Source organism: Streptomyces sp. NPDC002676, assembly GCF_053592455.1.
In genome coordinates this window covers 32,914-56,961 of record NZ_JBSFVT010000005.1, presented here as the reverse complement: position 1 = coordinate 56,961, position 24,048 = coordinate 32,914, and the positions used below count along the sequence as shown (strand labels likewise).

Annotated in this window: 22 protein-coding genes; 17 read left to right on the top strand and 5 right to left on the bottom strand. The window is 73.7% G+C overall.

Annotated elements, in window-relative coordinates:
• Window positions 1-24: 24 nt before the first annotated feature.
• From ACWD3E_RS16255 to ACWD3E_RS16225, 7 genes are all read left to right on the top strand, one after another.
• Window positions 25-858, top strand: a complete 834-nt coding sequence (locus ACWD3E_RS16255) for a M55 family metallopeptidase (protein ID WP_451388204.1) — start codon at window positions 25-27, stop codon at window positions 856-858.
• Window positions 851-2,155: a M20/M25/M40 family metallo-hydrolase gene (locus ACWD3E_RS16250; protein WP_451388203.1), complete on the top strand. Its 1,305-nt coding sequence runs from the start codon at window positions 851-853 to the stop codon at window positions 2,153-2,155. The genes ACWD3E_RS16255 and ACWD3E_RS16250 overlap by 8 nt, the downstream gene beginning before the upstream one ends.
• A 13-nt stretch (window positions 2,156-2,168) precedes the next feature.
• The gene (locus ACWD3E_RS16245) at window positions 2,169-4,193 is read left to right on the top strand and encodes a prolyl oligopeptidase family serine peptidase (protein WP_451388202.1); all 2,025 of its coding nucleotides are present in this window, start codon (window positions 2,169-2,171) and stop codon (window positions 4,191-4,193) included.
• A complete protein-coding gene (locus ACWD3E_RS16240; protein WP_451388201.1) occupies window positions 4,190-5,113 on the top strand; it encodes a S66 peptidase family protein in 924 nt (307 codons plus the stop codon). Before ACWD3E_RS16245 ends, ACWD3E_RS16240 begins: the two co-directional genes overlap by 4 nt.
• Before the next feature lie 246 nt (window positions 5,114-5,359).
• The gene (locus ACWD3E_RS16235) at window positions 5,360-5,605 is read left to right on the top strand and encodes a LapA family protein (protein ID WP_451388200.1); all 246 of its coding nucleotides are present in this window, start codon (window positions 5,360-5,362) and stop codon (window positions 5,603-5,605) included.
• 27 nt (window positions 5,606-5,632) lie between these two features.
• Window positions 5,633-6,178 (top strand): GNAT family N-acetyltransferase, encoded by a 546-nt coding sequence (locus ACWD3E_RS16230; RefSeq protein WP_451388199.1) that lies wholly within the window; start codon window positions 5,633-5,635, stop codon window positions 6,176-6,178.
• Between the two features lie 111 nt (window positions 6,179-6,289).
• Entirely contained in the window at window positions 6,290-8,311 is a 2,022-nt protein-coding gene (locus tag ACWD3E_RS16225; protein WP_451388198.1) for a DUF5107 domain-containing protein, read from the top strand.
• Window positions 8,312-8,362: 51 nt separating this feature from the next.
• On the opposite strand, the gene ACWD3E_RS16220 is transcribed toward ACWD3E_RS16225, so the two are convergent.
• Window positions 8,363-8,710: a VOC family protein gene (locus ACWD3E_RS16220; protein WP_451388197.1), complete on the bottom strand. Its 348-nt coding sequence runs from the start codon at window positions 8,708-8,710 to the stop codon at window positions 8,363-8,365.
• Window positions 8,711-8,745: 35 nt separating this feature from the next.
• Here ACWD3E_RS16220 and ACWD3E_RS16215 point away from each other — a divergent pair, with 35 nt between their 5' ends.
• The gene (locus ACWD3E_RS16215) at window positions 8,746-10,809 is read left to right on the top strand and encodes a transketolase (RefSeq protein ID WP_451388196.1); all 2,064 of its coding nucleotides are present in this window, start codon (window positions 8,746-8,748) and stop codon (window positions 10,807-10,809) included.
• Between the two features lie 87 nt (window positions 10,810-10,896).
• The gene (locus tag ACWD3E_RS16210; protein WP_451388195.1) at window positions 10,897-11,595 is read left to right on the top strand and encodes a GvpL/GvpF family gas vesicle protein; all 699 of its coding nucleotides are present in this window, start codon (window positions 10,897-10,899) and stop codon (window positions 11,593-11,595) included.
• A gap of 14 nt (window positions 11,596-11,609) precedes the next feature.
• Here ACWD3E_RS16210 and ACWD3E_RS16205 read toward each other — a convergent pair whose 3' ends face one another.
• Window positions 11,610-12,431, bottom strand: coding sequence for a class I SAM-dependent methyltransferase (locus tag ACWD3E_RS16205; RefSeq protein ID WP_451388194.1), 822 nt, complete (start codon window positions 12,429-12,431; stop codon window positions 11,610-11,612).
• A gap of 200 nt (window positions 12,432-12,631) precedes the next feature.
• Between ACWD3E_RS16205 and ACWD3E_RS16200 the strand changes: the two genes are divergently transcribed.
• The 3 genes from ACWD3E_RS16200 (at window position 12,632) to ACWD3E_RS16190 (ending at window position 15,470) form a co-directional block, all read left to right on the top strand.
• Window positions 12,632-13,294, top strand: a complete 663-nt coding sequence (locus ACWD3E_RS16200; protein WP_451388193.1) for a histidine phosphatase family protein — start codon at window positions 12,632-12,634, stop codon at window positions 13,292-13,294.
• Window positions 13,295-13,384: 90 nt separating this feature from the next.
• Window positions 13,385-15,004: an ABC-F family ATP-binding cassette domain-containing protein gene (locus ACWD3E_RS16195; RefSeq protein WP_451388192.1), complete on the top strand. Its 1,620-nt coding sequence runs from the start codon at window positions 13,385-13,387 to the stop codon at window positions 15,002-15,004.
• A 208-nt stretch (window positions 15,005-15,212) separates the two neighbouring features.
• Window positions 15,213-15,470, top strand: coding sequence for a DUF6158 family protein (locus ACWD3E_RS16190; protein ID WP_451354644.1), 258 nt, complete (start codon window positions 15,213-15,215; stop codon window positions 15,468-15,470).
• Between the two features lie 8 nt (window positions 15,471-15,478).
• Here ACWD3E_RS16190 and ACWD3E_RS16185 read toward each other — a convergent pair whose 3' ends face one another.
• Window positions 15,479-16,363, bottom strand: coding sequence for a sigma-70 family RNA polymerase sigma factor (locus ACWD3E_RS16185; protein ID WP_451388191.1), 885 nt, complete (start codon window positions 16,361-16,363; stop codon window positions 15,479-15,481).
• Window positions 16,364-16,711: 348 nt separating this feature from the next.
• On the opposite strand from ACWD3E_RS16185, the gene ACWD3E_RS16180 reads away from it, so the two are divergent.
• From ACWD3E_RS16180 to ACWD3E_RS16170, 3 genes are all read left to right on the top strand, one after another.
• Window positions 16,712-17,287 carry a hypothetical protein gene (locus ACWD3E_RS16180; RefSeq protein ID WP_451388190.1) on the top strand — a complete coding sequence of 192 codons (576 nt, stop codon included), beginning with the start codon at window positions 16,712-16,714 and terminating at the stop codon, window positions 17,285-17,287.
• A 126-nt stretch (window positions 17,288-17,413) separates the two neighbouring features.
• Entirely contained in the window at window positions 17,414-18,670 is a 1,257-nt protein-coding gene (locus ACWD3E_RS16175; protein WP_451388189.1) for an aminotransferase class I/II-fold pyridoxal phosphate-dependent enzyme, read from the top strand.
• Window positions 18,667-19,698 (top strand): MBL fold metallo-hydrolase, encoded by a 1,032-nt coding sequence (locus ACWD3E_RS16170; protein ID WP_451388188.1) that lies wholly within the window; start codon window positions 18,667-18,669, stop codon window positions 19,696-19,698. The genes ACWD3E_RS16175 and ACWD3E_RS16170 overlap by 4 nt, the downstream gene beginning before the upstream one ends.
• A 30-nt stretch (window positions 19,699-19,728) precedes the next feature.
• On the opposite strand, the gene ACWD3E_RS16165 is transcribed toward ACWD3E_RS16170, so the two are convergent.
• Window positions 19,729-20,373, bottom strand: coding sequence for a DedA family protein (locus ACWD3E_RS16165; protein WP_451388187.1), 645 nt, complete (start codon window positions 20,371-20,373; stop codon window positions 19,729-19,731).
• On the bottom strand, window positions 20,370-21,143 hold the full coding sequence (locus ACWD3E_RS16160; protein ID WP_451388186.1) for an MBL fold metallo-hydrolase: 774 nt from the start codon (window positions 21,141-21,143) through the stop codon (window positions 20,370-20,372). Before ACWD3E_RS16160 ends, ACWD3E_RS16165 begins: the two co-directional genes overlap by 4 nt.
• Window positions 21,144-21,227: 84 nt before the next feature.
• Between ACWD3E_RS16160 and ACWD3E_RS16155 the strand changes: the two genes are divergently transcribed.
• Together ACWD3E_RS16155 and ACWD3E_RS16150 are read left to right on the top strand one after the other, a co-directional pair.
• Window positions 21,228-21,659, top strand: coding sequence for a hypothetical protein (locus ACWD3E_RS16155; protein WP_451388185.1), 432 nt, complete (start codon window positions 21,228-21,230; stop codon window positions 21,657-21,659).
• Between the two features lie 111 nt (window positions 21,660-21,770).
• A complete protein-coding gene (locus ACWD3E_RS16150; RefSeq protein WP_451388184.1) occupies window positions 21,771-23,918 on the top strand; it encodes a phage holin family protein in 2,148 nt (715 codons plus the stop codon).
• Window positions 23,919-24,048: the final 130 nt, after the last annotated feature.

Here is a 24,048-nt window from a genome sequence, read left to right as displayed (position 1 = left end):
CGATGGCGCGTAACGTGACGGAGCATGAAGATCCTCATCAGTGCGGACATGGAGGGTGCCACGGGGGTCACCTGGCCGGCCGACGTGCTGCCGGGGACGCCCCAGTGGGAGCGGTGCCGGTCGATGTTCACCTCCGACGTGAACGCCGCCGCCCGGGGCTTCTTCGACGGCGGCGCCGACCAGGTCCTCGTCAACGAGGCCCACTGGAACATGCGGAACCTGCTCCTGGAGCGGCTCGACGAACGCGTGGAGATGCTCACCGGACGGCACAAGGAGCTGTCCATGGTGGAGGGCGTCCAGCACGGCGACGTGGACGGCATCGCGTTCGTCGGCTTCCACGCGGGCGCCGGCATGGAGGGCGTCCTCGCCCACACCTATCTCGCCAACCAGATCACCGGGGTGTGGCTGAACGACGTCCGCGCGAGCGAGGGGCTGCTGAACGCGCACGTCGTCGCCGAGTACGGCGTCCCGGTCGTCCTCGTCACCGGCGACGACGTGGCCTGCGAGGACGCACTCGGCTACGCGCCCGAGGCGCTGAAGGTCGCCGTCAAGGACCATGTGTCGCGCTACGCGGCCGTCTGCCGCACCCCGGCCCGCACCGCCGTCGACATCCGAGCCGCGGCCAAGGAGGCGGCACAGCTGGCGGTCCGTCACGAACCCGCGCAGGCCGGACCGTTCACGATCGCCGTCGAGTTCGATGCCGAGCACCTGGCGCAGGCCGCGACCGTCGTGCCCGGCCTCGCGCGGATCGGGGAGCGCAAGGTGGCGTACACCAGTGCCACCATGTACGAGGGAATCCGGACGTTCAAGGCGGTCACCACGATCGTCTCGGCCGCGGTGGAGGAGCAGTATGGCTGACCGTCAGGCCCTGGAGGAGGTCGTGGAGTTCACCTCCGGCCTGATCCGGATCGACACCACCAACCGGGGCGGCGGGGACTGCCGGGAGCGGCCCGCCGCCGAGTACGCCGCCGAGCGGCTCGCCGAGGCCGGGCTGGAACCGCTGCTGCTGGAGCGGACGCCGGGCCGCACGAACGTCGTCGCCCGGATCGGCGGCAGCGACCCGTCCGCCGATGCGCTGCTGGTCCACGGCCACCTCGACGTGGTGCCCGCCGAGGCCGCCGACTGGAGCGTGCACCCCTTCTCGGGCGAGGTCCAGGGCGGTGTGGTGTGGGGGCGGGGCGCCGTCGACATGAAGAACATGGACGCGATGATCCTCGCCGTCGTCCGGTCCTGGGCCCGCCAGGAGCTCAGGCCCCGCCGCGACCTGGTCATCGCGTTCACCGCCGACGAGGAGGCGAGCGCCGAGGACGGCGCCGGATTCCTCGCCGGCCGGCATCCCGAACTGTTCGAGGGCTGCACCGAGGCCATCGGCGAGTCCGGCGCCTTCACCTTCCACGACGGCTTTGGCCGGGAGCTCTACCCCATCGCCGCCGGGGAGCGGGGCACCGCCTGGCTCAAGCTCACCGCGCGCGGCCGGGCCGGGCACGGCTCCAAGGTCAACCGGGAGAACGCGGTGACCCGGCTGGCCGCCGCGATCACCCGCATCGGCGAGTACGAGTGGCCGTACCGGCTCACCCCGACCGTGGAGGCCGCGCTCACCGAACTCGCCGCCCTGTACCGCGTCGACGCCGACTTCACCGACGTGGGCCGGCTGCTGAAGAACCTCGGCCCGGCCGCCCGGCTGGTCGAGTCGACCGTCCGCAACAGCGCCAACCCGACCATGCTGAACGCCGGTTACAAGGTCAACGTCATCCCGGGCGAGGCGGTCGCCTTCGTGGACGGGCGCTATCTGCCGGGCGGCCAGGAGGAGTTCACCACCACCCTGGACCGGCTCACCGGACCGGACGTGGACTGGGAGTTCGCCCACCGCGAGGTCGCCCTCCAGGCCCCCCTGGACTCGCCCGTCTACGCCGCGATGCGGGCCGCCGTCGAGGAGTTCGCGCCCGAGGGGCACGTCGTGCCGTACTGCATGTCGGGCGGCACGGACGCCAAGCACTTCTCCCGGCTCGGCATCACCGGCTACGGCTTCGCCCCGCTGAAACTGCCCGAGGACCTCGACTACCAGGCGCTGTTCCACGGCGTGGACGAGCGCGTACCCGTCGAGGCGCTGCACTTCGGCGTCCGCGTCCTCGACCGCTTCCTGCGGACCGTCTAGGAAAGGGGGAGAGGTGCGGACGTCGGCATACGGTTCGTGGCCCTCGCCCATCGACGCGGCGCTCGCCGCCGCGCACGACGGGCAGCCCGAATGGCCGGCCTTCGTCGGCGACGAGGTCTGGTGGACCGAGCCCCGCCCCGCCGAGGGCGGCCGGCGCGCGCTGGTACGGCGGCGCGTGGACGGCAGCGAGGAGCCGGTCCTGCCCGCGCCGTGGAACGTGCGCAACCGGGTGATCGAGTACGGCGGCCGGCCCTGGACCGGGGTGATGCGGGACACCGGACCCCTGGTGGTGTTCACGCACTACGCCGACCAGCGGCTGTACCGCTACGAGCCGGGCGGCGAGCCGCGGCCCCTGACCTCCGTGTCGGCGCTGGGCGGCGGACTGCGCTGGGCGGAGCCGCGGATCGACCTGGCGCGCGGCGAGGTGTGGTGCGTGCTGGAGGAGTTCACCGGCGAGGGCCCCGGCGACGTGCGGCGGGTCCTGGCGGCCGTACCGCTCGACGGCTCGGCCGCCGACGACCGCAGCGCCGTGCGGGAACTCACCGACGACCGGCACCGGTTCCTCACCGGCGCCCGCCTCTCGCCCGACGGCCGGCGCGCCGCCTGGCTGGCCTGGGACCATCCGCGGATGCCGTGGGACGGCACGGAACTGCTGGTCGCGGAGGTCGGGGACGACGGGGCGCTCGGCATACCGCATACAGTCGCCGGTGGACCGGATGAGGCCATCGCGCAGGTCGACTGGTCGGCGGACGGCAGGATCCTGTATACCAGCGACCGCAGCGGCTGGTGGAACCTGTACCGCGACGGCACCCCCCTGTGCCCCCGCGAGGAGGAGTTCGGCGGGCCGCTGTGGAAACTCGGGCTGTCGTGGTTCGCGCCGCTGGACAACGGTCTGATCGCGGTCGTACACGGTCGCGGGTCGACCGCACTCGGAATACTGGATACAGAATCCGGCGAGCTGGTCGACGCCGCCGGCCCCTGGACCGAGTTCGCACCCACGCTCGCCGCCCACCGCGCCCCGAGCGAGAACGGGACCGGCGCGGTCGGCGGCTCCGGCCGGGTCGTCGCCGTCGCCGCCAGCCCGCGCACCGCCTACGAAGTCGTGGAACTCGACACCGCGAGCGGCCGGGCCCGCACCATCGGCGCCCGCCACCGGGATCCGGTCGGCCCGGCCTGCTACCCCGAACCGCAGATCCGCATCTTCACGGGCCCGGCCGGCCGCGAGGTGCACGCCCACGTCTACCCGCCGCACAACCCCGACCGCGCCGCCCCCGACGGCGAACTGCCGCCGTACGTCGTCTGGGCGCACGGCGGCCCCACCGGCCGGGCAGCGCTCGTACTGGACCTCGCCATCGCGTACTTCACCTCGCGCGGCATCGGTGTCGCCGAGGTCAACTACGGCGGCTCCACCGGCTACGGGCGCGCCTACCGCGAGCGGCTGTGCGAGCAGTGGGGCGTGGTCGACGTCGAGGACTGCGCCGCCGTCGCCCGTGCCCTCGCCGACGAGGGCACCGCCGACCGCGCACGGCTCGCCATCCGCGGCGGCAGCGCGGGAGGCTGGACCACCGCGGCCTCCCTGACCACCACAGACGTCTACGCCTGCGGCACCATCAGCTACCCCGTCCTCGACCTCGCGACCTGGGGGCCGGGGGAGACCCACGACTTCGAGTCGCACTACCTGGAGTCGCTGATCGGGCCCCGCGCCGATGGCCGTACCTCCCACGCCCTTGAGGCAGTGGGGCAGCCCGCCCGGTACGCCGAGCGCTCGCCCGCCGAGCATGCCGACCGGCTCACCGTGCCCTTCCTTCTGCTCCAGGGCCTGGACGACGTCATCTGCCCGCCCGCCCAGTGCGAACGGTTCCTCGCGCGGATCCAGGGCCGGGGCGTGCCGCACGCCTACCTCACCTTCGAGGGGGAAGGGCACGGATTCCGGCGTGCCTCGACCCTGGTGCGCGCACTGGAGGCCGAACTCTCCCTGTACGCTCAGGTGTTCGATCTCGATGTGTCCGGTGTTCCTGAGGTGGAGTTGCGCAGATGAGAGAACTGGTGAGGCCGACCCGGCTGGCCCCCGGGGCGCGCGTGGCCGTGGTGGCCACCAGCGGGCCGGTGCCCGAGGAACGGCTGCAGGCGGGGCTCGACGTGCTGCGCGGCTGGGACCTCGACCCGGTGGTCGCACCCCATGTGCTGGACCGGCGCGGGGACCTCCCCTACCTCGCGGGCACGGACGCCGACCGCGCCGCCGACTTCCAGCAGGCCTGGTGCGACCCGGCGGTGGACGCGGTCCTGTGTGCACGCGGAGGCTACGGCGTCCAGCGGATGATCGACCTGCTCGACTGGGAGGCGATGCGCGCGGCCGGCCCGAAGGTGTTCGTCGGCTTCAGCGACCTCACCGTGCTGCACGAGGCCTTCGCCACCCGCCTGGGACTCGCCACCCTGTACGGGCCGATGGCAGCGGGCATCGACTTCATCAAGAACGAGCGGGCACAGGGGCACCTGAAGGCCACGCTCTTCGCCCCGGAGACCGTCCGCACCATCGCCTCCGGCGGCAGCGCCCTCGTCCCGGGACGGGCACGCGGTGTCACTGTCGGCGGCGACCTGTGCCTGCTCGCCGCCGAACGCGGCGTCCCCGGTGCCCGGCCCTCGGCGCGCGGCGGGCTGCTGTGCCTGGAGGACGTGGGCGAGGTGACGTACCGGCTGGACCGCTACCTCACCCAACTCCTGCGCTCCGGCTGGCTCGAGGGGGTGCACGGGGTGCTGCTCGGCTCCTGGGCGGAGTGCGACCCGTACGAGCAGGTGCGGCCCATGCTCGTCGACCGTCTCGGCACGCTCGGCGTCCCGGTCGTCGAGGAGTTCGGGTTCGGGCACTGCGAGGGCGCGCTGACCATTCCCTTCGGTGTCATGGCCGAACTCGACGCGGATGCGGGCACGTTGATACTCGACGAGCCCGCGCTGCGCTGAGGTCCAGGCGGCGGCCGACGCGCCCTGCTGGATCTTCGTCAAGAAACCGCACGCAGCCCATTGATCGTGGACTGACACCTGTCACAGCATGGCCCCGGCCGATACCTACCGGCCGGCATCCGTATTGCCCCGGTTTCGTCGTCGCCGCGAGCGACGGCGCGTACTTCGGGAATCAGGGCACCAAGCCGGTCACCCGGAGGGCGCCGCCGCGGTGCGGAACGGCGCCCTCTGCCTCACCCTGATCGCATGAGCCCCAAGACCAAGGAGGGCATCGCAGCCGACGACAGCACGGCCGGGCCGTCGAGCCGGGCCCGCATACCCGTGCCGGCCCTCGCCCTCCTCGCCCTGGTCCTCGTGTTCCAGAACACCGGCCCCACCCGCATCCGGCTGATCGGCCCCGAGATCACCATGCCGCTGTGGACGGCCCTGCTCGCCACCGGCCTCATCGGCGCCGTGTGCGGGGCGTACGCCGTGAAGCGGCGCGGCCGGTGACCCGCCGGTGGCGCGTACGATGATCGGATGACGCACGCCGCATCCGGCTACCTCGCCGAGGGCCCCCGCGTGGGCATCCGCCCCTTCACCCGCGAGGACGGTGCCGAGTTCACCGCCAGGGCCCGCGAGAGCCAGGGCCTGCACCACCCCTGGCTGTTCCCGCCGGAGACCGAGGAGGCCTACGCCACCTACGCCGACGGGCTGATCGACAATCCTGCCAGGGCCGGATTCCTGGTGTGCGAGAAGGACAGTGGGGCCATCGCCGGCTTCATCAACATCAACAACATCGTCCGGGGCGGCTTCCAGTGCGGCGCCCTCGGCTACGGCGCCTTCGCCCACGCGGCCGGCCGGGGCCTGATGCGCGAGGCCCTCGACCTGGTCATCGGGTACGCGTTCGGACCCCTCGGACTGCACCGGCTGGAGATCAACGCCCAGCCCGGCAACACCGCGTCCCTCGCCCTCGCCCGCGGCGCCGGCTTCCGCCGGGAAGGCTTCTCGCCCGCCATGATCTACATCGGCGGGGCGTGGCGGGACCACGAACGCTGGGCGCTCACCGCCGAGATGCGCGCCTGAAAACCGCCGGGTTGCGGGCATGGACGCACCCGGCCGGGGGTCCGGCTTCCGCGGCTTTTGCGTAATCCTGACCGACAGCTCCCCTGGCCGACCCGCGCCCCGGCGGGTTCCATGGTCACCGTGACGAGGATCCGACGCGAGGTACTGACGCTGCCCGCCGCCGAGTTGGGACCGGACAACCCGCTGCCCCCGCTCCGGCTGCTCGACGAGGTTCACCGTATCGACGACCGCGACCGCGACGCGATGCCCCGGTCCATGGCCCGCCAACTCGACTACGAGCCGCTGCGCAGCCTGCTGCCGGTGCCCCTCCGTGACGGATACGGAAGAACCCGCACCCCACGCCCCCTCGACGCCCTGGTGATCGAGAACGACCGGCTGCGCGCCACCGTCCTGCCCGGCCTCGGCGGCCGTGTCGCCTCCCTCGTCCACCTGCCCACCGGATGCGAACTCCTCTACCGCAACCCGGTGTTCCAGCCCGCCAACTTCGCCCTCAACGGCGCCTGGTACTCCGGCGGCATCGAATGGAACATCGGCGCCACCGGCCACACCACCCTGTCCTGCGCCCCCCTGCACGCCGCCCGCGTCCCCGCCCCCGACGGCGGCGCCATGCTGCGCCTGTGGGAGTGGGAACGGCTGCGCGACCTGCCCTTCCAGGTCGACCTGTGGCTCCCGGACGGCTCCGACTTCCTCTACGTCGGCGTCCGCAATCCGCACGAGCGCCCGATGCCCGCCTACTGGTGGTCCAACACAGCCGTACCCGAGGACCGGCAGATCCTCGCCCCCGCCGACGAGGCCTGGCTCCCCCACTGCCTCAAGGGCGTGGGAGGTACCCCCATCGGCTACCGACGCCGCCTGCGCCGCGTCCCCGTCCCCATCCACGACGGCATCGACCGCACCTACCCCCTCAACAGCCCTTACGCCGCCGACTACTTCTACGAACTGCCCGACGGCCACCGCCCCTGGATCGCCGCCGTCGACGCCGACGGGCACGGGCTCGTACAGACCTCCACCGACGTACTGCACGGCCGGAAACTGTTCGTGTGGGGCAGCGGACCCGGCGGACGGCGCTGGCAGGAGTGGCTGACCGAGCCCGGCACCGGCGGCTACTGCGAGATCCAGGCAGGACTCGCCCGCACCCAGCTGGAACACGTCCGCCTCGACGCGGAGAGCGAGGTCTCCTGGCTGGAGGCGTACGGCCCCCTCGAGACGCCCCTCGACACTCCCCTCGACACACCCAGCGACGACGGCCGGCGGCCCTGGCCCGAGCTCGTCCGGGCGGCGGAGGAACGCCTGGAGTCCCTACTGCCCCGCGCCCGCGTCGAGGCGGCGTACCGGGCGTGGCAGCCGCACGCCGACACCGAACCCGGCGAGATCCTGGCCACCGGCTCCGGCTGGGGCGCGCTCGAAGTGCTGCGCACAGGCTGGAAGTTGCCCGGCACCCCGTTCCCCGAGACCACCCTCGGCGAGGCCCAAACCCCCTGGCTGGAGCTGCTGCGCACCGGCTCCCTGCCGGAGCCCCGCCGGGTACGGCCCCCGGGCGCGACCCTGGTCGCCCCGCACTGGCGGGACATGCTGGAGACCGCACCCGCCACCCCCCACACCGAATACCACCTCGGCATCGCCCAGTGGCACGCCGGCGACCGCGCCCAGGCCGTCCGCAGCTGGGAGCGCGCCCTCCAACTGGCGCCGTCCCTCTGGCCGTTGCTGCGCTGCCTCGCCGTCGCCGACCAGGAGTGCGGCCACCACGAGCGGGCCGCGGAGCGGTACGCCGAGGCCTTCGACGACCTGTGCCGCGAGCGGCGCGACGACGGCGAGACCTGGAGGGCCGCCCTGGCCGCGCTCGGCCGCGAAACCCTCGAAGCCCTCCTCGCGGCGCGGCGGACGGCCACCGCGCGGGCCGTATGGGAACGGCTCCTGCCCGCCGTCCGCAGCCGCGGCCGGTTCCGGCTGCTGGAGGCCGAACTGCTGCTCGCGGAGGGCCGGACCGCCGACGCCCGGGCCGTCTTCGACGCGGGCTTCGAGCTCGCGGACCTGAGGGAGGGCGCGGACGTGATCGGCCGGCTCTGGGCCCGCCTCACCGACGAGCCCCTGCCCGCCCACCACGACTTCCGGATGCGACCCGACACGCCCTGAGCGCGGGCCGTGGCGCCCTGAGCGGTGGCCTGCGCGCCGGTCAGCCCCCCGTCAGCCCTGGTGGTCGACGTACTCGAACACCGACCCGTCCGGATGCACGGCGATCAGATTCCGGCCCACCGGCGTCGCCACCGGCCCCGCGATGATCCGTGCGCCGAGCTCCGTGAGCACCCGGCGGGCCTCGTCCACGTCCTTCACCGCGATCGTCGCGGCCACCTTCCGCAGGATCTCCAGCTCCGCCTCCGGGCCGCTCATCAACAGGAAGGAGCCCACCGCGGCGACCTGGACACCACCACGCTCGAAGCGGAGCGCTCTGCCGCCCGCCAGACGCTCGTAGAACGGGATCGCGGCTTCGAGGTCTTCGACGCAGATGCGCAGCGAGGCGCCCAGAATCTCCATACGTACGAGCCTAGTTGGGGCACCCGGTCCGGCGCATGCCCCCGTCGCCCCCGTCCGGCGCACCGCCCGGCGGCCTCGGTGCGCTGTGCCCCGCCGCGGGGCCGCGCCCTGCCCTGGGGCAGCGGCATCCGGGTGACCCGGCGGGCGTTTGGGTGCTCCGCACCCGGTTACGCGGAAGACCTCGGAGGAGCCGCACAACAAGATCCACGTCCCGCCGCCGAAGGAGACCCATGAACACCGCCGAACTCATCGAACTCGGCCAGCAGTTGCGCGTGGACAGCGTGCGCGCCGCCGCCGCGGCCGGCTCCGGTCACCCGACGTCCTCGATGTCCGCCGCCGACCTGATGGCTGTCCTGCTCGCCCACCACCTGCGCTACGACTTCGAACGCCCCGAACACCCCGCCAACGACCGCTTCGTCCTCTCCAAGGGCCACGCCACACCGCTGCTGTACGCCGCCTACAAGGCGGCCGGCGCCATCGAGGACGGCGAACTGCTCACCTTCCGCAAGCTGGGCAGCCGCCTCGAAGGCCACCCCACACCCCGCCGGCTGCCCTGGGTGGAGACGGCCACCGGCTCGCTCGGCCAGGGCCTGCCCGTCGCCGTCGGCATCGCCCTGGCCGGACAACGCCTTGACCGCAGCCACGCCCGGGTGTGGGTGCTGTGCGGGGACAGCGAACTGGCCGAGGGCTCGGTGTGGGAGGCCGCCGAACACGCCGCCTACGAGCACCTGGACAACCTGACCGCGATCGTCGACGTCAACCGGCTCGGCCAGCGCGGCCCCACCCGGCACGGCCACGACCTGGACGCCTACGCCCGCCGCTTCCAGGCGTTCGGCTGGCACACCATCGAGGTCGACGGGCACGACGTCGACGCCGTCGACCAGGCCCTCGGCCAGGCGCGGTCCGTCACCGGGCGGCCCGCCGTGATCCTCGCCCGCACCCTCAAGGGCAAGGGCGTCGCCGCCGTCCAGGACCGCGAGGGCCTGCACGGCAAGCCGCTGCCCGAACCCGAGGAGGCCATCGCCGAACTCGGCGGGCCCCGTAACCTGCGCGTCTGCGTCAGCGAACCGCCTGCCGCCGCCGTGCTGCACGACACCACCATCGACGTCCTCCAACTCCCGCGCTACGAACGCGGCGAGGAGGCCGCCACCCGGGACGCCTTCGGCAAGGCCCTCGCCGCGCTCGGCACCGCACGCGGCGACGTCGTCGTCCTGGACGGCGAGGTCGGCGACTCCACCCGCACCGAGATCTTCGCCAAGGAACACCCCGAGCGCTTCTTCGAGTGCTACATCGCCGAACAGCAGCTCGTCGCCACCGCCGTCGGCATGGCCACCCGCGGCTGGCTGCCGTACGCCGCCACGTTCGCCGCGTTCCTCACCCGCGCCCACGATTTCGTCCGCATGGCCTCCATCAGCGGTTCCGGCATCAACCTGGTCGGCTCCCACGCGGGCGTCGCCATCGGCCAGGACGGGCCCTCGCAGATGGGCCTGGAGGACCTCGCCATGTTCCGCGCCGTCCACGGCTCGACCGTCCTCTACCCGTGCGACGCCAACCAGACCGCCAGGCTGGTCGCCGCCATGGCCGGCTGCGACGGCATCCGCTATCTGCGCACCTCGCGCGGCAAGACCCCCGTCCTCTACGGCCCCGAGGAGGAGTTCGAGGTGGGCGGCAGCAAGACGCTGCGCTCCAGCACCGAGGACCGGCTGACCGTCGTCGCCGCCGGAGTGACCGTGCCCGAAGCGCTGGCCGCCGCCGACCGGCTCGCCGAGGACGGCATCGCGGTACGGGTGATCGACCTGTACTCGGTCAAGCCCGTCGACGCGGACACCCTGCGCCGCGCCGCCGCCGAGACCGGCTGCCTGCTCACCGTCGAGGACCACCACCCGGAGGGCGGCCTCGCCGACGCCGTCGCGGAGGCGCTCGCGGACGGCGGGCCCATGCCCCGCCTGGCCCGGCTCGCGGTCCGCACCATGCCCGGCTCGGCCGCCCCCGACGAACAGCTGCACGCGGCCGGCATCGACGTCATCGCGATCGCCGCCGCCGCCCGGCAGCTGGCCCAGGACCCGGCCGCGGACGCGGCGGCAGGCGGCTCGACCTGACGTACGCCGCCCGTGGCAGCACCCTGTAGGGAGGGAAGAACCTGGCAGGGCGTCGACGGGTGGGAGCCCGGCCCGGAGGGAGGCCCGATGACCCCACGGACCGGACTGCGCTACGTGTACGCCGTGTGCCACCCGTTCGAAGCGGCACTCCAGTGCCAGCTGTGCGGAGTGGGCGGCGCCCCGCCCGCCCTGCTCAGACACCGCGACCTGGTCGCGGTGATCAGCATCGTCCCGGAGGAGGACTTCTCCGAGGCGCGGCTGCGCGCCCATCTGGCGGACCTGGACTGGCGGACGCGGACCGCCCGCGCCCACGAGCGCGTGATCGACGCGCTCGCCACGGTCACCACCCCGCTGCCGCTCCGGCTCGCCACCGTCCTGCGCGACGACAGCGCCGTACGCACCATGCTGGAGGCGCGCGAGAGCGACTTCCTGCGCATCCTGGAGCGGCTGCACGGCCGGGTGGAGTGGGGCGTACAGATCTACCTGGAGCCCCGGGAATCCGCGGGACCCCCTGTATCCCGGGAGGACGACGCCGAGCGGGTCGCGCGCGACGTGCACGGGAGCCTTGCCCGGCACGCCGACGACTTCCGCTTGTACGCCCCGCACAGCCCCGCACTTCCCGGAGCGCCGGGCCGGAACGTGCTGAACGCCTCCTACCTCGTGTCGCGCACGGACTCCGAGGAATTCGTGGAACTGGTCGACCGTACGAAGGGCGAGCGCACCGGAATGCGGGTGGAACTGGCCGGCCCCCGGGCGCCGTACTCGTTCACGGGCGAAAGCGCTTGATCAGGCCTTCTTGATCAGGCCTTCTTACGGCACAGAATCTCCCCGTTCAGGACCGTGAACCAGCCGTCCTCCCGCCGGCCCCACTCCCGCCAGGCCTCGGCCACGGCCTCCAGCTCCCCGGTGGTCGCATGGCCACCCTGCGTGGCCTGCCCGGCGTAGGCCGAGGCCAGGGTGCGGTCCGCCCACATCCCGCTCCACCAGGCCCGCTCCTCGGGCGCGGCGAACGTCCAGGTGCCGGAGGTGGCGGTGATGTCCGTGAGCCCCGCCGCCAGCGCCCAGGACTTCAGCCGGCGCCCGGCATCCGGCTCACCGCCGTTCGCGCGGGCGACCCGCTCGTACAGGTCCAGCCAGTCGTCCAGGCCCGGCAGCGCCGGATACCAGGTCATCGCCGCGTAGTCCGCGTCACGTACGGCGATGTACCCGCCCGGCTTCGTCACCCTGTGCATCTCACGCAGCGCCCGCACCGGGTCCCCCACGTGCTGGAGCACCTGGTGGGCGTGGACCACGCAGAACGTGTCGTCCGGGTAGTCCAGGGCGTGGACGTCGGCGACCGCGAAGTCGACGTTGGCCAGATTGCGGGCGGCGGCGGTGGACCGGGCCTGCTCCAGGATGCCCCGCGCCCGGTCGACACCGGTGACATGGCCGTCCGGGACCAGTTCCGCCAGGTCCGCCGTGATGGTGCCCGGACCGCAGCCGATGTCCAGGATCTTCATGTGGGGCTTGAGCGAACCGAGCAGATAGGCCGCGGAGTTGGCGGCGGTCCGCCAGGTGTGCGAACGCAGCACCGACTCGTGGTGCCCGTGCGTGTAGACGGCGGTCTCCCGCGCTTCCGGCATGGCTGTGCCCCCTTGTCGTTCTTCTCGTCATACCGGCCACGGGGTCCTGCGAGCCCGTCCCGGCGTACGGATCACGGTACGCATGAATGCCGAATGATGAGACCCGGGTTTTGGCATATGGACTGATGCAACGTCAGGTCGACATCGCGGCCACGGCGTCCGGTTACGCTGAAGTGCCCGCCGCTCAAGGAGACCTCCGGATGCGTCTGCTCCTCGTCCGCCACGCTCAGACCCCCTCCAACGTGGACCAGCTGCTGGACACCGCCGTACCCGGCCCCGGACTCACCCCGCTCGGCCAGGCACAGGCCGCCGCGCTGCCCGAGGCCCTCGCCGGCGAGGACATCGAGGCCCTCTACGTCTCCACCCTGCTGCGCACCCGGCTCACCGCCGCCCCGCTCGCAGCCGCCCGCGGCCTGGACATGATCGTCCGCGCCGGCATCCGCGAGCTGTCCGCCGGCGACCTGGAAATGCTGCCCGGCGACTCCCCGCTCGGCCGGACCTACCTGCGCACGGTGTTCGCCTGGGCCGCCGGCGACACCGCGCTGCGCATCCCCGGCGGGGAGAGCGGCGAGGAGGCCCTGGCCCGGTACGACGCCGTGGTCGCCGAGGCCGCGGCGAGCGGCGCCCGGACCGTCGCCATGGTCAGCCACGGCGCCGCCATCCGCGTGTGGACCGCCGCCCGCGCCGGCAACGTGGACGTGGCCTTCGCCGCCGCCCGCTCCCTCGCGAACACCGGCGTCGTGATCCTGGACGGCTCCCCGTCCGACGGCTGGAAGGCCCTGTCCTGGGCCGGCGCCACCGTGGAGCCCGCCGGGGAGGGCGGCCCGGCGGGCGAGCCACTGGACGCCGGCACCGTGGAATAGCGGCCCCGGGGCGCCGCCAGGCGGACCCGCGTGTGGCGCAGCGCATATCGGTTTGCCGCGGCCCTCGCCCGGACCGCAGAATGCCTCCTCATGGGACACCTCGAAGCCGCGCACCTGGAGTACCACCTGCCCGACGGGAGGGCCCTGCTCGGCGACGTGTCCTTCAGGGTCGGCGAAGGCGCCGCCGTCGCCCTGGTCGGCCCCAACGGCGCCGGCAAGACGACCCTGCTCCGGCTGATCTCCGGCGAGCTGAAACCGCACGGCGGCACCGTCACCGTCAGCGGCGGCCTCGGAGTGATGCGCCAGTTCGTCGGCTCCGTACGCGACGAGACGACCGTGCGCGACCTGCTCGTCTCCGTCGCCCCGCCCGGCATCCGCGAGGCCGCCCGGGCCGTCGACGCCGCCGAGCACGCCATCATGACCGTCGACGACGAGGCCGCCCAGCTCCGCTACGCGCAGGCCCTCGCCGACTGGGCCGAAGTACGCGGCTACGAGGCCGAGACCCTCTGGGACATGTGCACGACGGCCGCGCTCGGCGTGCCCTACGAGCGTGCCCAGTGGCGGCAGGTGCGCACCCTCTCCGGCGGCGAGCAGAAGCGCCTCGTCCTGGAGGCCCTGCTGCGCGGCACCGACGAGGTCCTGCTGCTGGACGAGCCCGACAACTACCTCGACGTGCCCGGCAAGCGATGGCTGGAGGAGCAGCTCAGGGAGACCCGCAAGACGGTCCTGTTCGTCTCCCACGACCGCGAACTCCTCTCCCGCTCAGCCGAGAAGATCGTCTCCGTCGAACCGGGACCGGCCGGCGCCGACGCCTGGGTGCACGGCGGCGGCTTCGCCACCTACCACGAGGCCCGCCGCGAACGCTTCGCCCGCTTCGAGGAGTTGCGCCGCCGCTGGGACGAGAAGCACGCCCAGCTGAAGAAGCTCGTCCTGAACCTCCGTCAGGCAGCCGCAGTCAGCCACGAGTTGGCCTCCCGCTACGCCGCCGCCCAGACGCGTCTGCGCAAGTTCGAGGAGGCCGGGCCGCCGCCCGAGCCGCCGCGCGAACAGGACATCACCATGCGCCTGAAGGGCGGCCGTACAGGCGTAAGGGCCGTCACCTGCAAGGGACTTGAGCTGACCGGCCTGATGCAGCCCTTCGACCTGGAGGTCTTCTACGGCGAACGGGTCGCCGTCCTCGGCTCCAACGGCTCCGGCAAGTCACACTTTCTGAGGCTGCTCGCAGGGGAGGACGTGGCGCACACCGGCGAGTGGAAGCTCGGCGCCCGGGTCGTGCCCGGCCACTTCGCGCAGACCCACGCCCACCCCGAACTCCAGGGGCGCACCCTCCTCGACATCCTGTGGAAGGAGCACTCCCAGGACCGGGGTGCGGCCATGTCCCGGCTGCGCCGCTACGAACTGACCGCACAGGCGGAACAGTCCTTCGACCGGCTCTCCGGCGGCCAGCAGGCCCGCTTCCAGATCCTGCTGCTGGAACTGGCCGGTGCCACCGCCCTGCTGCTGGACGAGCCCACCGACAACCTCGACCTGGAGTCCGCCGAGGCTCTCCAGGAAGGCCTGGAAGCCTTCGAGGGCACGGTCCTCGCGGTCACCCACGACCGCTGGTTCGCCCGCTCCTTCGACCGCTTCCTGGTCTTCGGCAGCGACGGCCGCGTCCGCGAGACCTCCGAACCGGTCTGGGACGAACGCAGGGTCGAGCGGGCACGGTAGACCCACCGCGGGTCACGGGCGTGGACCCGCCGTGGCCCCGGGTTTCGGGCGAGGGGTGGCTGCGCAGGCCCGGGGCCCCGGATGTTCGTACAGTGGAGTGGATGCAGGAACGCGAGCTGCACGGCTCCCTCCCGGGAACCGCTCGGGAGCTGTGTACGCCGGGCGGGCACCCGGACCGGACGACCGACACGACGAGCGGGGCACCACCATGACCGGAGTCGACCCCAGCAAGCTGGACGACCAGCAGCTCATGAAGGAGCTGGAGACCATCCACCGCACGCGTCACGACACCCTCCTGTACGGCTCGAACGACGCCCTGCGGACCCACAACGAGCGCATGGCGCAGCTGGAGGGCGAGTACCTGCGCCGCAACCCGCGCCGCACGGTCAGCGCGGGCCGCACCCGTGAGGGCGCCCGCGAACGCAGCTGCGGCGAGTCGGCGACTCCGGACCTGTCCGGCAGCTGAGGCGGCCCTTACTCCGGCTCCGGCAGGTCCATCGAGGCGAGCCTGGCCGGGTCGGTCTCGATGGCGATGCCGGTGATCCGCCCGTCGACGACGGTGAACGCCATGACCGAGAGCAGCGTGCCGTCCGCACGCCAAGACACCAGCCCGGCAAGCCCGTTGACGAGCACCGAACGCCCCCGCGCGGCTGCGGCGGCGGACAGTCGCGCGCCCGCGGCGACCTCGGTGGCGCCGAGAGTGACGACCACACCGCCCGGGGTGTCCACGGTCAGCCGTACCCCCGGATCCAGCACCCGCAGCAACCCCTCGAAGTCGCCGCCCCGAGCCGCCGCCAGGAACGCCCGGACCACCTCCCGCTGCTCCGGCCCGGCGGCGGCCGGCCGCTCGGTCGCCTGCACCTTCCTGCGGGCCCGGCTCGCGAGCATCTTGGTGGCGGCGGTGGACTTGCCGAGGATCTGGCCGATCTCGGCGAACGGCACCGCGAACAGGTCGTGCAGCACGAACGCCAGCCGCTCACTCGGCCCCAGCGACTCGAGGACGACGAGAAGCGCGAGCCCGACCGAGTCGGCGAGCGCCACGTCCTCCTCCGGCGCGGGCGCGGACGCGTCGTCGAGCGTCACGACGAACTCGGGCAGCCGGTCGCCGTAGGACGCCTCGGGGCGGGCCTGGCGCGAACGCAGCACGTCGAGGCTGATCCGGCCGACCACCGTGGTCAGCCAGCCGGCCAGGTTGTGGATGCCCGCCGTGTCCTGGCGGGACAGCCGCAGCCAGGCCTCCTGCACCACGTCCTCGGCATCCGCGTGCGATCCGAGCATGCGGTGGGCGACCGCACGCAGGCGGTCGCGCTGGGCCTCGAACGCCTCGGCCACAGGGTCCGTCGAGCTGCTGTCGAACATGGGGTCACCTTCCTCGGATCCGCTCCGTCATGGGGGATGACGGGCCCGGCCGGGCTCGGGTAACCGATGAAGGAGCAAGACCAACTGTCCGCGTTCATCCTGAACATCGCCCTGATCAACTTCTACAACCGCATCAACCGCACGACCCGGGAGCGGGCCGGCAAGACCTGGTGAGCCGGGTGGGATCCGGTGGGCGGGCCCGGGGCGGGGTCACCCGTTAGGCCGTTCGCGTCCCGCGAATGGGGCCCGGCCGCGCGCGCTCCGGCGCCCGACGGGCTGTGATGGCAGCGAGGGCACGCCCCCTCGCCCGCCGCCCCACCGCCGCCGCTTTGCCGAGGAGCCCGCCCCATGCGCAGCACCGCCCGCGCCCTGTCCGCCGCCGTCGTCGCCGGTGCCGCGCTCACCCTGGCCGGCCCCGCCGCGCAGGCCGCCCCCGCCCCCGCCCCCGCCCCCGCCCCCGTCATCGCGTCCGGGTCCGGGTCCGCGTCATGCGGGGACGTCACCGGGGCCATACCGGACCCCCTCGACGCCACCTCGCAGGGCCTCACGGGCGGCACCGGGAACACCGTGCGGCTGAGCCGGATCCCCGGCAGCGGCGGCTCGGCCGACGGCGCCTGCCCGGACGCCCCGGGCACACCCGAGAATCCGTCCAACGGCACCAAGACCGCCCCCCGCACCGAAGACGGCACTCCGTGCGCCGCACCACAGCAGTGCGGTGGCGATGGCGGCAACGGTGGCAATGGCGGCACCGGCGGCGACGGACGCCAGCCCCCGCCCGGCGTGGAACATGGAGTGGAGGCCGGGGGAGGAGGCTCCTTCAACGACTCGGTACCGGCCCTGGTGGCCGGCGGCGCACTCATCGCCGCCGCCTGCGCGGGCGCCGTCCACCGGGTGTACGGCAGCAGACGTTCCGCAGGCTGCTGACGCTGGGCACCGACAGCCGACAGCCGACAGTCGACATGCGACGACCAACAGCCGACTGCATACAACACACCGGACACGCCCCGAACGGGAACAGCACACGGCACCACCGACTGCGCGGAGGCGGACATGCGGCGGACGGACCCCGAGGGCCACGGCCCCGTCCGCTACGGGCCGCCCCTGCCCGACGACGGCCTGCCCGTGCTGCCCGAACTCGCCGCCCACCTCGCCGCCGCCGCGACCCGCGCCGACGCACAGCCCGTGGGCGGCGCCCCCGCGCTGCTGGAGGCGGCCTGCGGATATTGGACGCGGCGCGGACTGCCCTGCGTCCCCGACCGGGTCGTCGCCGGCCCCGGCGCGCCCGCCCTGCTGCTCGCCCTGACCGCCGCGATCGCCGGGGACGGCGGTGACGTCCTCGTGCCCCGCCCCTGCGCCGCCTGGTGGGCGCCGTACGCGCGGCTGCTCGGCCGGCCCGTCTTCCACGTGCCCACGCCTGCCGAGAGCGGCGGCGTCCCCGACCCGTACGCCCTCCTGGAGACCGCCCGGCGGGTCCGCGCGGAGGGCGGCGACCCGCGTCTGCTCGTGCTGTCCGTCGCCGACGATCCCACCGCCACCGTCGCCCCGCCCGAACTGCTGCACGAGACCGTCGAGGCCGCCGCGGCCGAGGGCCTGCACCTGGTCAGCGACGAGACCTGGCGCGACACCGTGCACGACCCCCACCAGACCGTGCTGCTCAGCCCCGCCGAGATGCTGCCCGACCGGGTCACGGTCGTCAGTGACCTGGCCGGCGGCCTGCTGCCCCCCGGCTGGCCCGCGGCCATCGCGCGCTTCCCCGCCGGCGAGCTGGGCCGGCAGCTCCACGCGCGCGTGCTCGACGTGCTCACCGCGCTCGGCGCGCGGATCGCCGGACCGCTCGCCGTGACCGCCGGATACGCGCTCGACGAACCCCCGCCCGTCACCGACCGCCGCGAGGCCGCCGTACGCCTGCACGCGCACGTGGCCGCCGCCGCGCACGGCGTGGTCGTCGCCGCCGGCGCGCTCGCCCGGCCGCCGCAGGCCGGCCGCCACCTGTACGCCGACCTCGGCCCGCTGCGCGAGGCACTCGGCGAACACGGCGTCGGCGACGCACAGGACCTGGAGGACTACCTCAGCGCCCGGCTCGGCATGCCCGCGCCCGGCGGCCACCGCTTCGGCGACGACCTCCAGGCGCTGCGCGTACGGCTCGCCACGGGGCCCCTGCTCGGCGGCACGGACGCGGAACGCGCGGAATGCCTCACGTCACCCACACCGTTGGAACTGCCACACCTGCAACGCGCGTTGACCTCTTTGGGGTCGGTCTTCGACGATCTCCGCGACGACGCTCAGCGACGGGAGCCCCCTCGATGAGGCAGCAGACGCAGCAGTCCGGTACGCCCACCACGCCCAGCCCTCTCACGCCCCCGTTCCCGCCGCTGGCCGAGCCCCGCCCGCTGGGCGAACACCGCGTGTGGCCACGCACGTTCCACGACCGGCTCACCGCCCCGCTCCCCGGTCTGAAGGCCCTCGCCCGCTTCGCCCGCGAAGGCGCCCTACGCCCCGGCGTCGACGGCCTCACCGGCAACTCCCGACTGCCCTGCGCACCGGCCCCGTTGCCCCGCGCCGGCGCCCGCACCCTCGCCGTCTCCTGGGCGGGACACGCCAGTTGGGTGGTGCAGATCGGCGGGCTGACCGTCCTCACCGACCCTGTCTGGTCCCGCCGCATCCTCGGCACCCCCGCCCGCCTCACCCCCGTCGGCATCCCCTGGGACACCCTGCCGCCCGTCGACGCGGTCGTCATCAGCCACAACCACTACGACCACCTGGACGCCCCCACCGTGCGCCGACTCCCGCGCGACACACCGGTGTTCGCGCCCGCCGGACTCGCCCGCTGGTTCCGGCGCCGCCGGTTCACCCGCGTCACCGAGCTGGACTGGTGGGAGGGCGCCGAACTCGCCGGCGTCCGCTTCGACTTCGTGCCCGCCCACCACTGGTCCAAGCGCACCCTCACCGACACCTGCCACAGCCTGTGGGGCGGCTGGGTCCTCACCGCATCCGACGGCCTGCGCCTCTACTTCGCCGGCGACACCGGCTACGGCCACTGGTTCGACCGCATCGGCCGCCGCTACCCCGGCATCGACCTCGCCCTGATGCCCATAGGCGCCTACGACCCGCGCTGGTGGCTCGGCGACGTCCACTGCGACCCCGAGGAGGCGGTCCAGGCCACCCTCGACCTCGGCGCCCGCCGCATGGCACCGATGCACTGGGGCACCTTCGTCCTCTCGGCGGAACCCGTCCTCGAACCCCTCACCCGCGCACGAGCCGCCTGGGAGAAGGCGGGCCTGGAACGGGAGGACCTGTGGGACCTGCCGGTAGGCGGATCGAGAGTGCTGGAGTGAGGCCGCGTGAAAGGGGGGAGCGGTGCGACGCTAGCCCGCTTCCCCGCGCACGCGGCGCATCACGCCCGGCGCCACACCGATCACCACCGTCAGCGCGACCGCCGCCACCACACCCTCCCACGGCTTCGGGAACAGCGAACCGCCGAGGATCCCGATCAACTGGTACGTCACCGCCCACGCCAGACACGCCGGCAGGTTCCCCCGGCTGAACCGGTTGAGCGGCCAGTCGGCCAGCAGGCAGGCGAGCATCACCGGGATGCGGCCCGCCGGCAACAGCCGCGACAGCACCAGCACCGCCACCCCGTGCTCGGCCAGCTTCCCCTGCGCCCGCTCCAGCCGGTCCTGCGGCGCCCGGGCACGTATCGCCTCCAGCCACCGCGAGCCGCCGCGCGACCGCATCCCGCGCCGCCCCAGCCAGTACAGCGCCGCGTCCCCGAGGAACGCCGCCAGGGACGCCGTCACGAACACCAGCGCCAGTGCGAGCGGCGCCGTCTGATGGAACGCCACCACCGCCGCCGAACTCACCAGCGCCCCCGTCGGCACCACCGGCACCAGCGCACCGATCAGCACCAGCAGGAACAGCGACGGATACCCGAGCGCCTGCTGCGTCGACTCCGGCGGCACCGTCGACGTGGACGCCGCGGCCAGCGTCGCTGCCGAGGACAGCCGTATCACCGTACGACCCCCAGCCGCACCCGCTCCCCGTGCCCGAGCCGGTGCACCTCCACCTGGGGCGCCGCGACGGCCGCCAGGCGCACGAACTCGTCGCCCGGCGCATGGAATTCGTGCGGGCGCACCGCGTCCATGCCGATCGGCCAGTACGTCCCGTAGTGCACCGGCACCGCCACGCGCGGCGCCAGCAGGGCGAGCGCCCGCGCCGCCCGCCCCGCGTCCAGGTGCCCCGCACCGAGATACGGCCCCCAGCCGCCCACCGGCAGCAGCGCCACGTCCACCGGCCCGACCTCCTCGGCCATGGTGTCGAACGGGCCCGTGTCCCCGGCGAAGTAGGTCCGTGCCCCGCCCTCGACGACGTAGCCGAGCGCGGGGGAGCGATGCGGGCCCACCGGCAGCCGCCGCCCGTCGTGCCGCGCGGACACCGCCCGCACCAGCACGCCCCCGACCCGCACCTCGTCCCCCGGCACCACCTCGGTGATCAGCAGCCCCCGCAGCCGGCGCAGACCCGGCACCGCCCGGGGCGCACCCCGGGGCACGAGCAGGTGCGCGCCCGGCGCGAGCGCGGCCAGCGACGGCAGATGCAGGTGGTCGGCGTGCAGATGGGAGACGAGCACCACGTCCGCGCGGTGCGCCTCGGCGGGCGGCACGGCGCCCCGGCGGCGGCGCAGATGCGCAAGCCGGCGGGCGAACAGAGGATCGGTCAGCACCCGTGTGTCCGCATCCTCCACCGTGCAGGTGGCGTGACCCCACCAGGTGATCTCCACCGGCACTCTCTTCGCCTCCTTCACGCGACTCCCCGAAGCCTACGGGCAGGAGTAGGGTCGGCGGCGAAACCCGGAGGTGAGGGGGGTGCCATGGGACAACTGCGGGGTGCCTGCGGCGGGCTGGGACCGGTGCGGGTCACCGCCATCGCGAGCCTGACACCCCTCCAGGAACTGGAAGCCGACCCCTTCCTGGTCGACTCCCGCACCCAGTACGCCATGTGCGCCCGCTGGGCCGCCGAACGCGGCTACGTCATCGCCCGCGAACTCCTCCTCGGCGGCCTGCGGTTCGACCACAGCGCCCTGTGGGACGGCACCCGGCCCGGAGTCGACGTGTTCGTCGCCCCCAGCCGGCGCGTGCTGGAACGCGCCCTGTCCTCGGTGGAGGAGTTCACCGCCGAGTGCGCACGCCGCGGAGTACGCGTGGAGACGGTGGGCCGCGCCGAACCGGCGTACGACGCCCAGATGAAGGCCCGCGTACACCGCCGCCTGTCGATGCCGACCGCCGGATACGACGGCCGCTGACTCGCAGCCGCCGCCTGCCCGCAGCTGCAACACCCCGCGCGGGCACACCCCGTGTGACAAGGTGGAGCGAGGCCCGGGCGCCGAGCGGGCCGGGACGTGAGGTGGGCGGGCGTGCGGGGCGTACGGTGGCGGCGGGTGGCCAGTCAGATCGGACGGAGCGTCACGGTGTGGGCGGTCTCCACGCTCACCATGCTGGTGCTCGCCGGTGTCCTGCCCGACTTCCGGCTCCAGTCCGCCGACGGCGACAGCGCCACCCGCATCGCCGTCACCGCCGCCTGCGGCGCCGGCGCCTTCGGTGTGCTCTCGGCCCTCGTCTGGCCCCTCCTCGTACGGCTGCTGCTGCTCGTCCCCGCCTTCGTGCTCGGCCTGCTGGTGTTCTTCCTCAACGGCTCCCTGCTGCTGCTCGCCCTGCGCCTCAATCCCTCCGGCCGGGGCGACGCCGCGCCCGACACCGCCGTCATCGTGGCCGCCGTCATGTCCGCCGTGGCCTCGGCCGCCGGCGCCGCCCTCGCCGTACGCGACGACGAGGCCTACCGCCGCCGCCTGCACCGGCTCGCCGCCCGCCGCCGCAGAACCGATCCGCCCTGCCCGGACACACCCGCCCTGGTCTTCCTCCAACTCGACGGCGTCGGCCACGACGTCCTCACCGCCGCGGTCCGCAAGGGCCTGATGCCGACCGTCGCCCGCTGGCTGTCGACCGGCGACGGTATACAGCCCAACCGCCGGCCCACCCACCGGCTCACCCGCTGGCGCACCGACTGGTCCAGCCAGACCGGCGCCAGCCAGCTCGGCATCCTGCACGGCAGCACCTTCGACGTCCCCGCCTTCCGCTGGTACGAGAAGGACCGGGGCGAGGTGATGGTGTGCAATCGACCGACGAGCGCCGCCGAACTGCAACGCCGCGCCATATTGCATACAGGCGACAGCGGACTGCTCACCGTCGACGGCGCCAGCCGCGGCAACCTGTTCAGCGGCGGCGCCGGCGAACAGGCCCTCGTCCTGTCCATCGCCACCCGCCGCCGCGGCCGGGAGAACCGTTCCCGCGCCGGCTACTTCGCCTACTTCTCCGACCCCGCCAACGCCGTCCGCACCGCCCTCTCCTTCATCGCCGAGGTCGCCCGCGAGCTCGGCCAGTCCACCCACGCCCGCATCCGCAGACAGCGCCCGCGGGTCTCACGCGGCGGCCTCTACCCCTTCGTCCGCGCCTTCGCCACCGTCGTCGAACGCGACGTCGTCGTCGCCGCCGTCATGGGCGACATGCTCGCCGGCCGCACCGCCGTCTACGCCGACCTCGTCGCCTACGACGAGGTCGCCCACCACTCCGGCCCGCACAGCCGCGACGCCGAGAAGGTCCTGCAACGCCTCGACCGCTGCCTCGCGCTCATCGAGAAGGTCGCCGAACACGCCCCCCGCCCCTACCGCCTCGTCGTCCTCTCCGACCACGGCCAGAGCCCCGGCGAAACCTTCCGCGCCCGCTACGGCCTCACCCTCGCCGACCTCGTCCGGGCCGGCTGCGGACTCCCCGTGCCCCGCCGGGCCATGGGGGTCCCCCCAGGCGTTCGGCACTGGCGGAGCACCCGAAGCGGCACCGAGGCCCGCGCCGCCGTACGCGCGGCACTGCACCGCCCGGTCGAGGAGCGCGGCGAACACCATCGCCCCTCCCGCCGTACCGAACCCCTCGTACTGGCCTCCGGCAACCTCGGCCTCGTCTCCTTCCCGGACGTGCCGCACCGCATGACCAAGGAGGAGATCGACGCCCGCCACCCCGCCCTGCTCAGCACCCTCGCCAACCACCCCGGCATCGGCTTCCTGCTGGTACGCAGCGCGGAACACGACGGCGTCGTCCTCGGCCCCCACGGCACCGAGATCCCCCTGGCCGCCCTGCACGACGAGCCCGGCCCGCTGGCCCGCTTCGGGCCCGGCGCCGCCGACGCCGTACGCCGCACCCACAGCTTCCCGCACGCCGCCGACATCATGGTGAACTCCGTCCACGACCCCGCCCACGGCGAAGTCCTCGCCTTCGAGGAACAGATCGGCTCCCACGGCGGCCTCGGCGGCGCCCAGTCCCACCCGTTCCTGCTCTCCCCGCTCACCCTGACCCCGCCGGCCGAGGCGGACGAGGAACCCGCCGGCGCCGAACACGTGCACCGCGTACTGCGCCGCTGGCTGCGCGAGCTGAACGGACCCCAGGTACCGCTCACCACCGCCGCAAAGTATCCGGACGAGGCGCAGGACACGGAAGAAGAACGGGCCGCCTGAACCGCCCCGGCCCGCGCCACCTCCCGTTCACCGCTCGTGGACCGGTCTTCCGGGTGCGCCGCGCCCGAATGTGATCGGATGGCCCCGGACCCCGGACCGGACCCCGGCCCCGGAAACTCGGACCCACGTG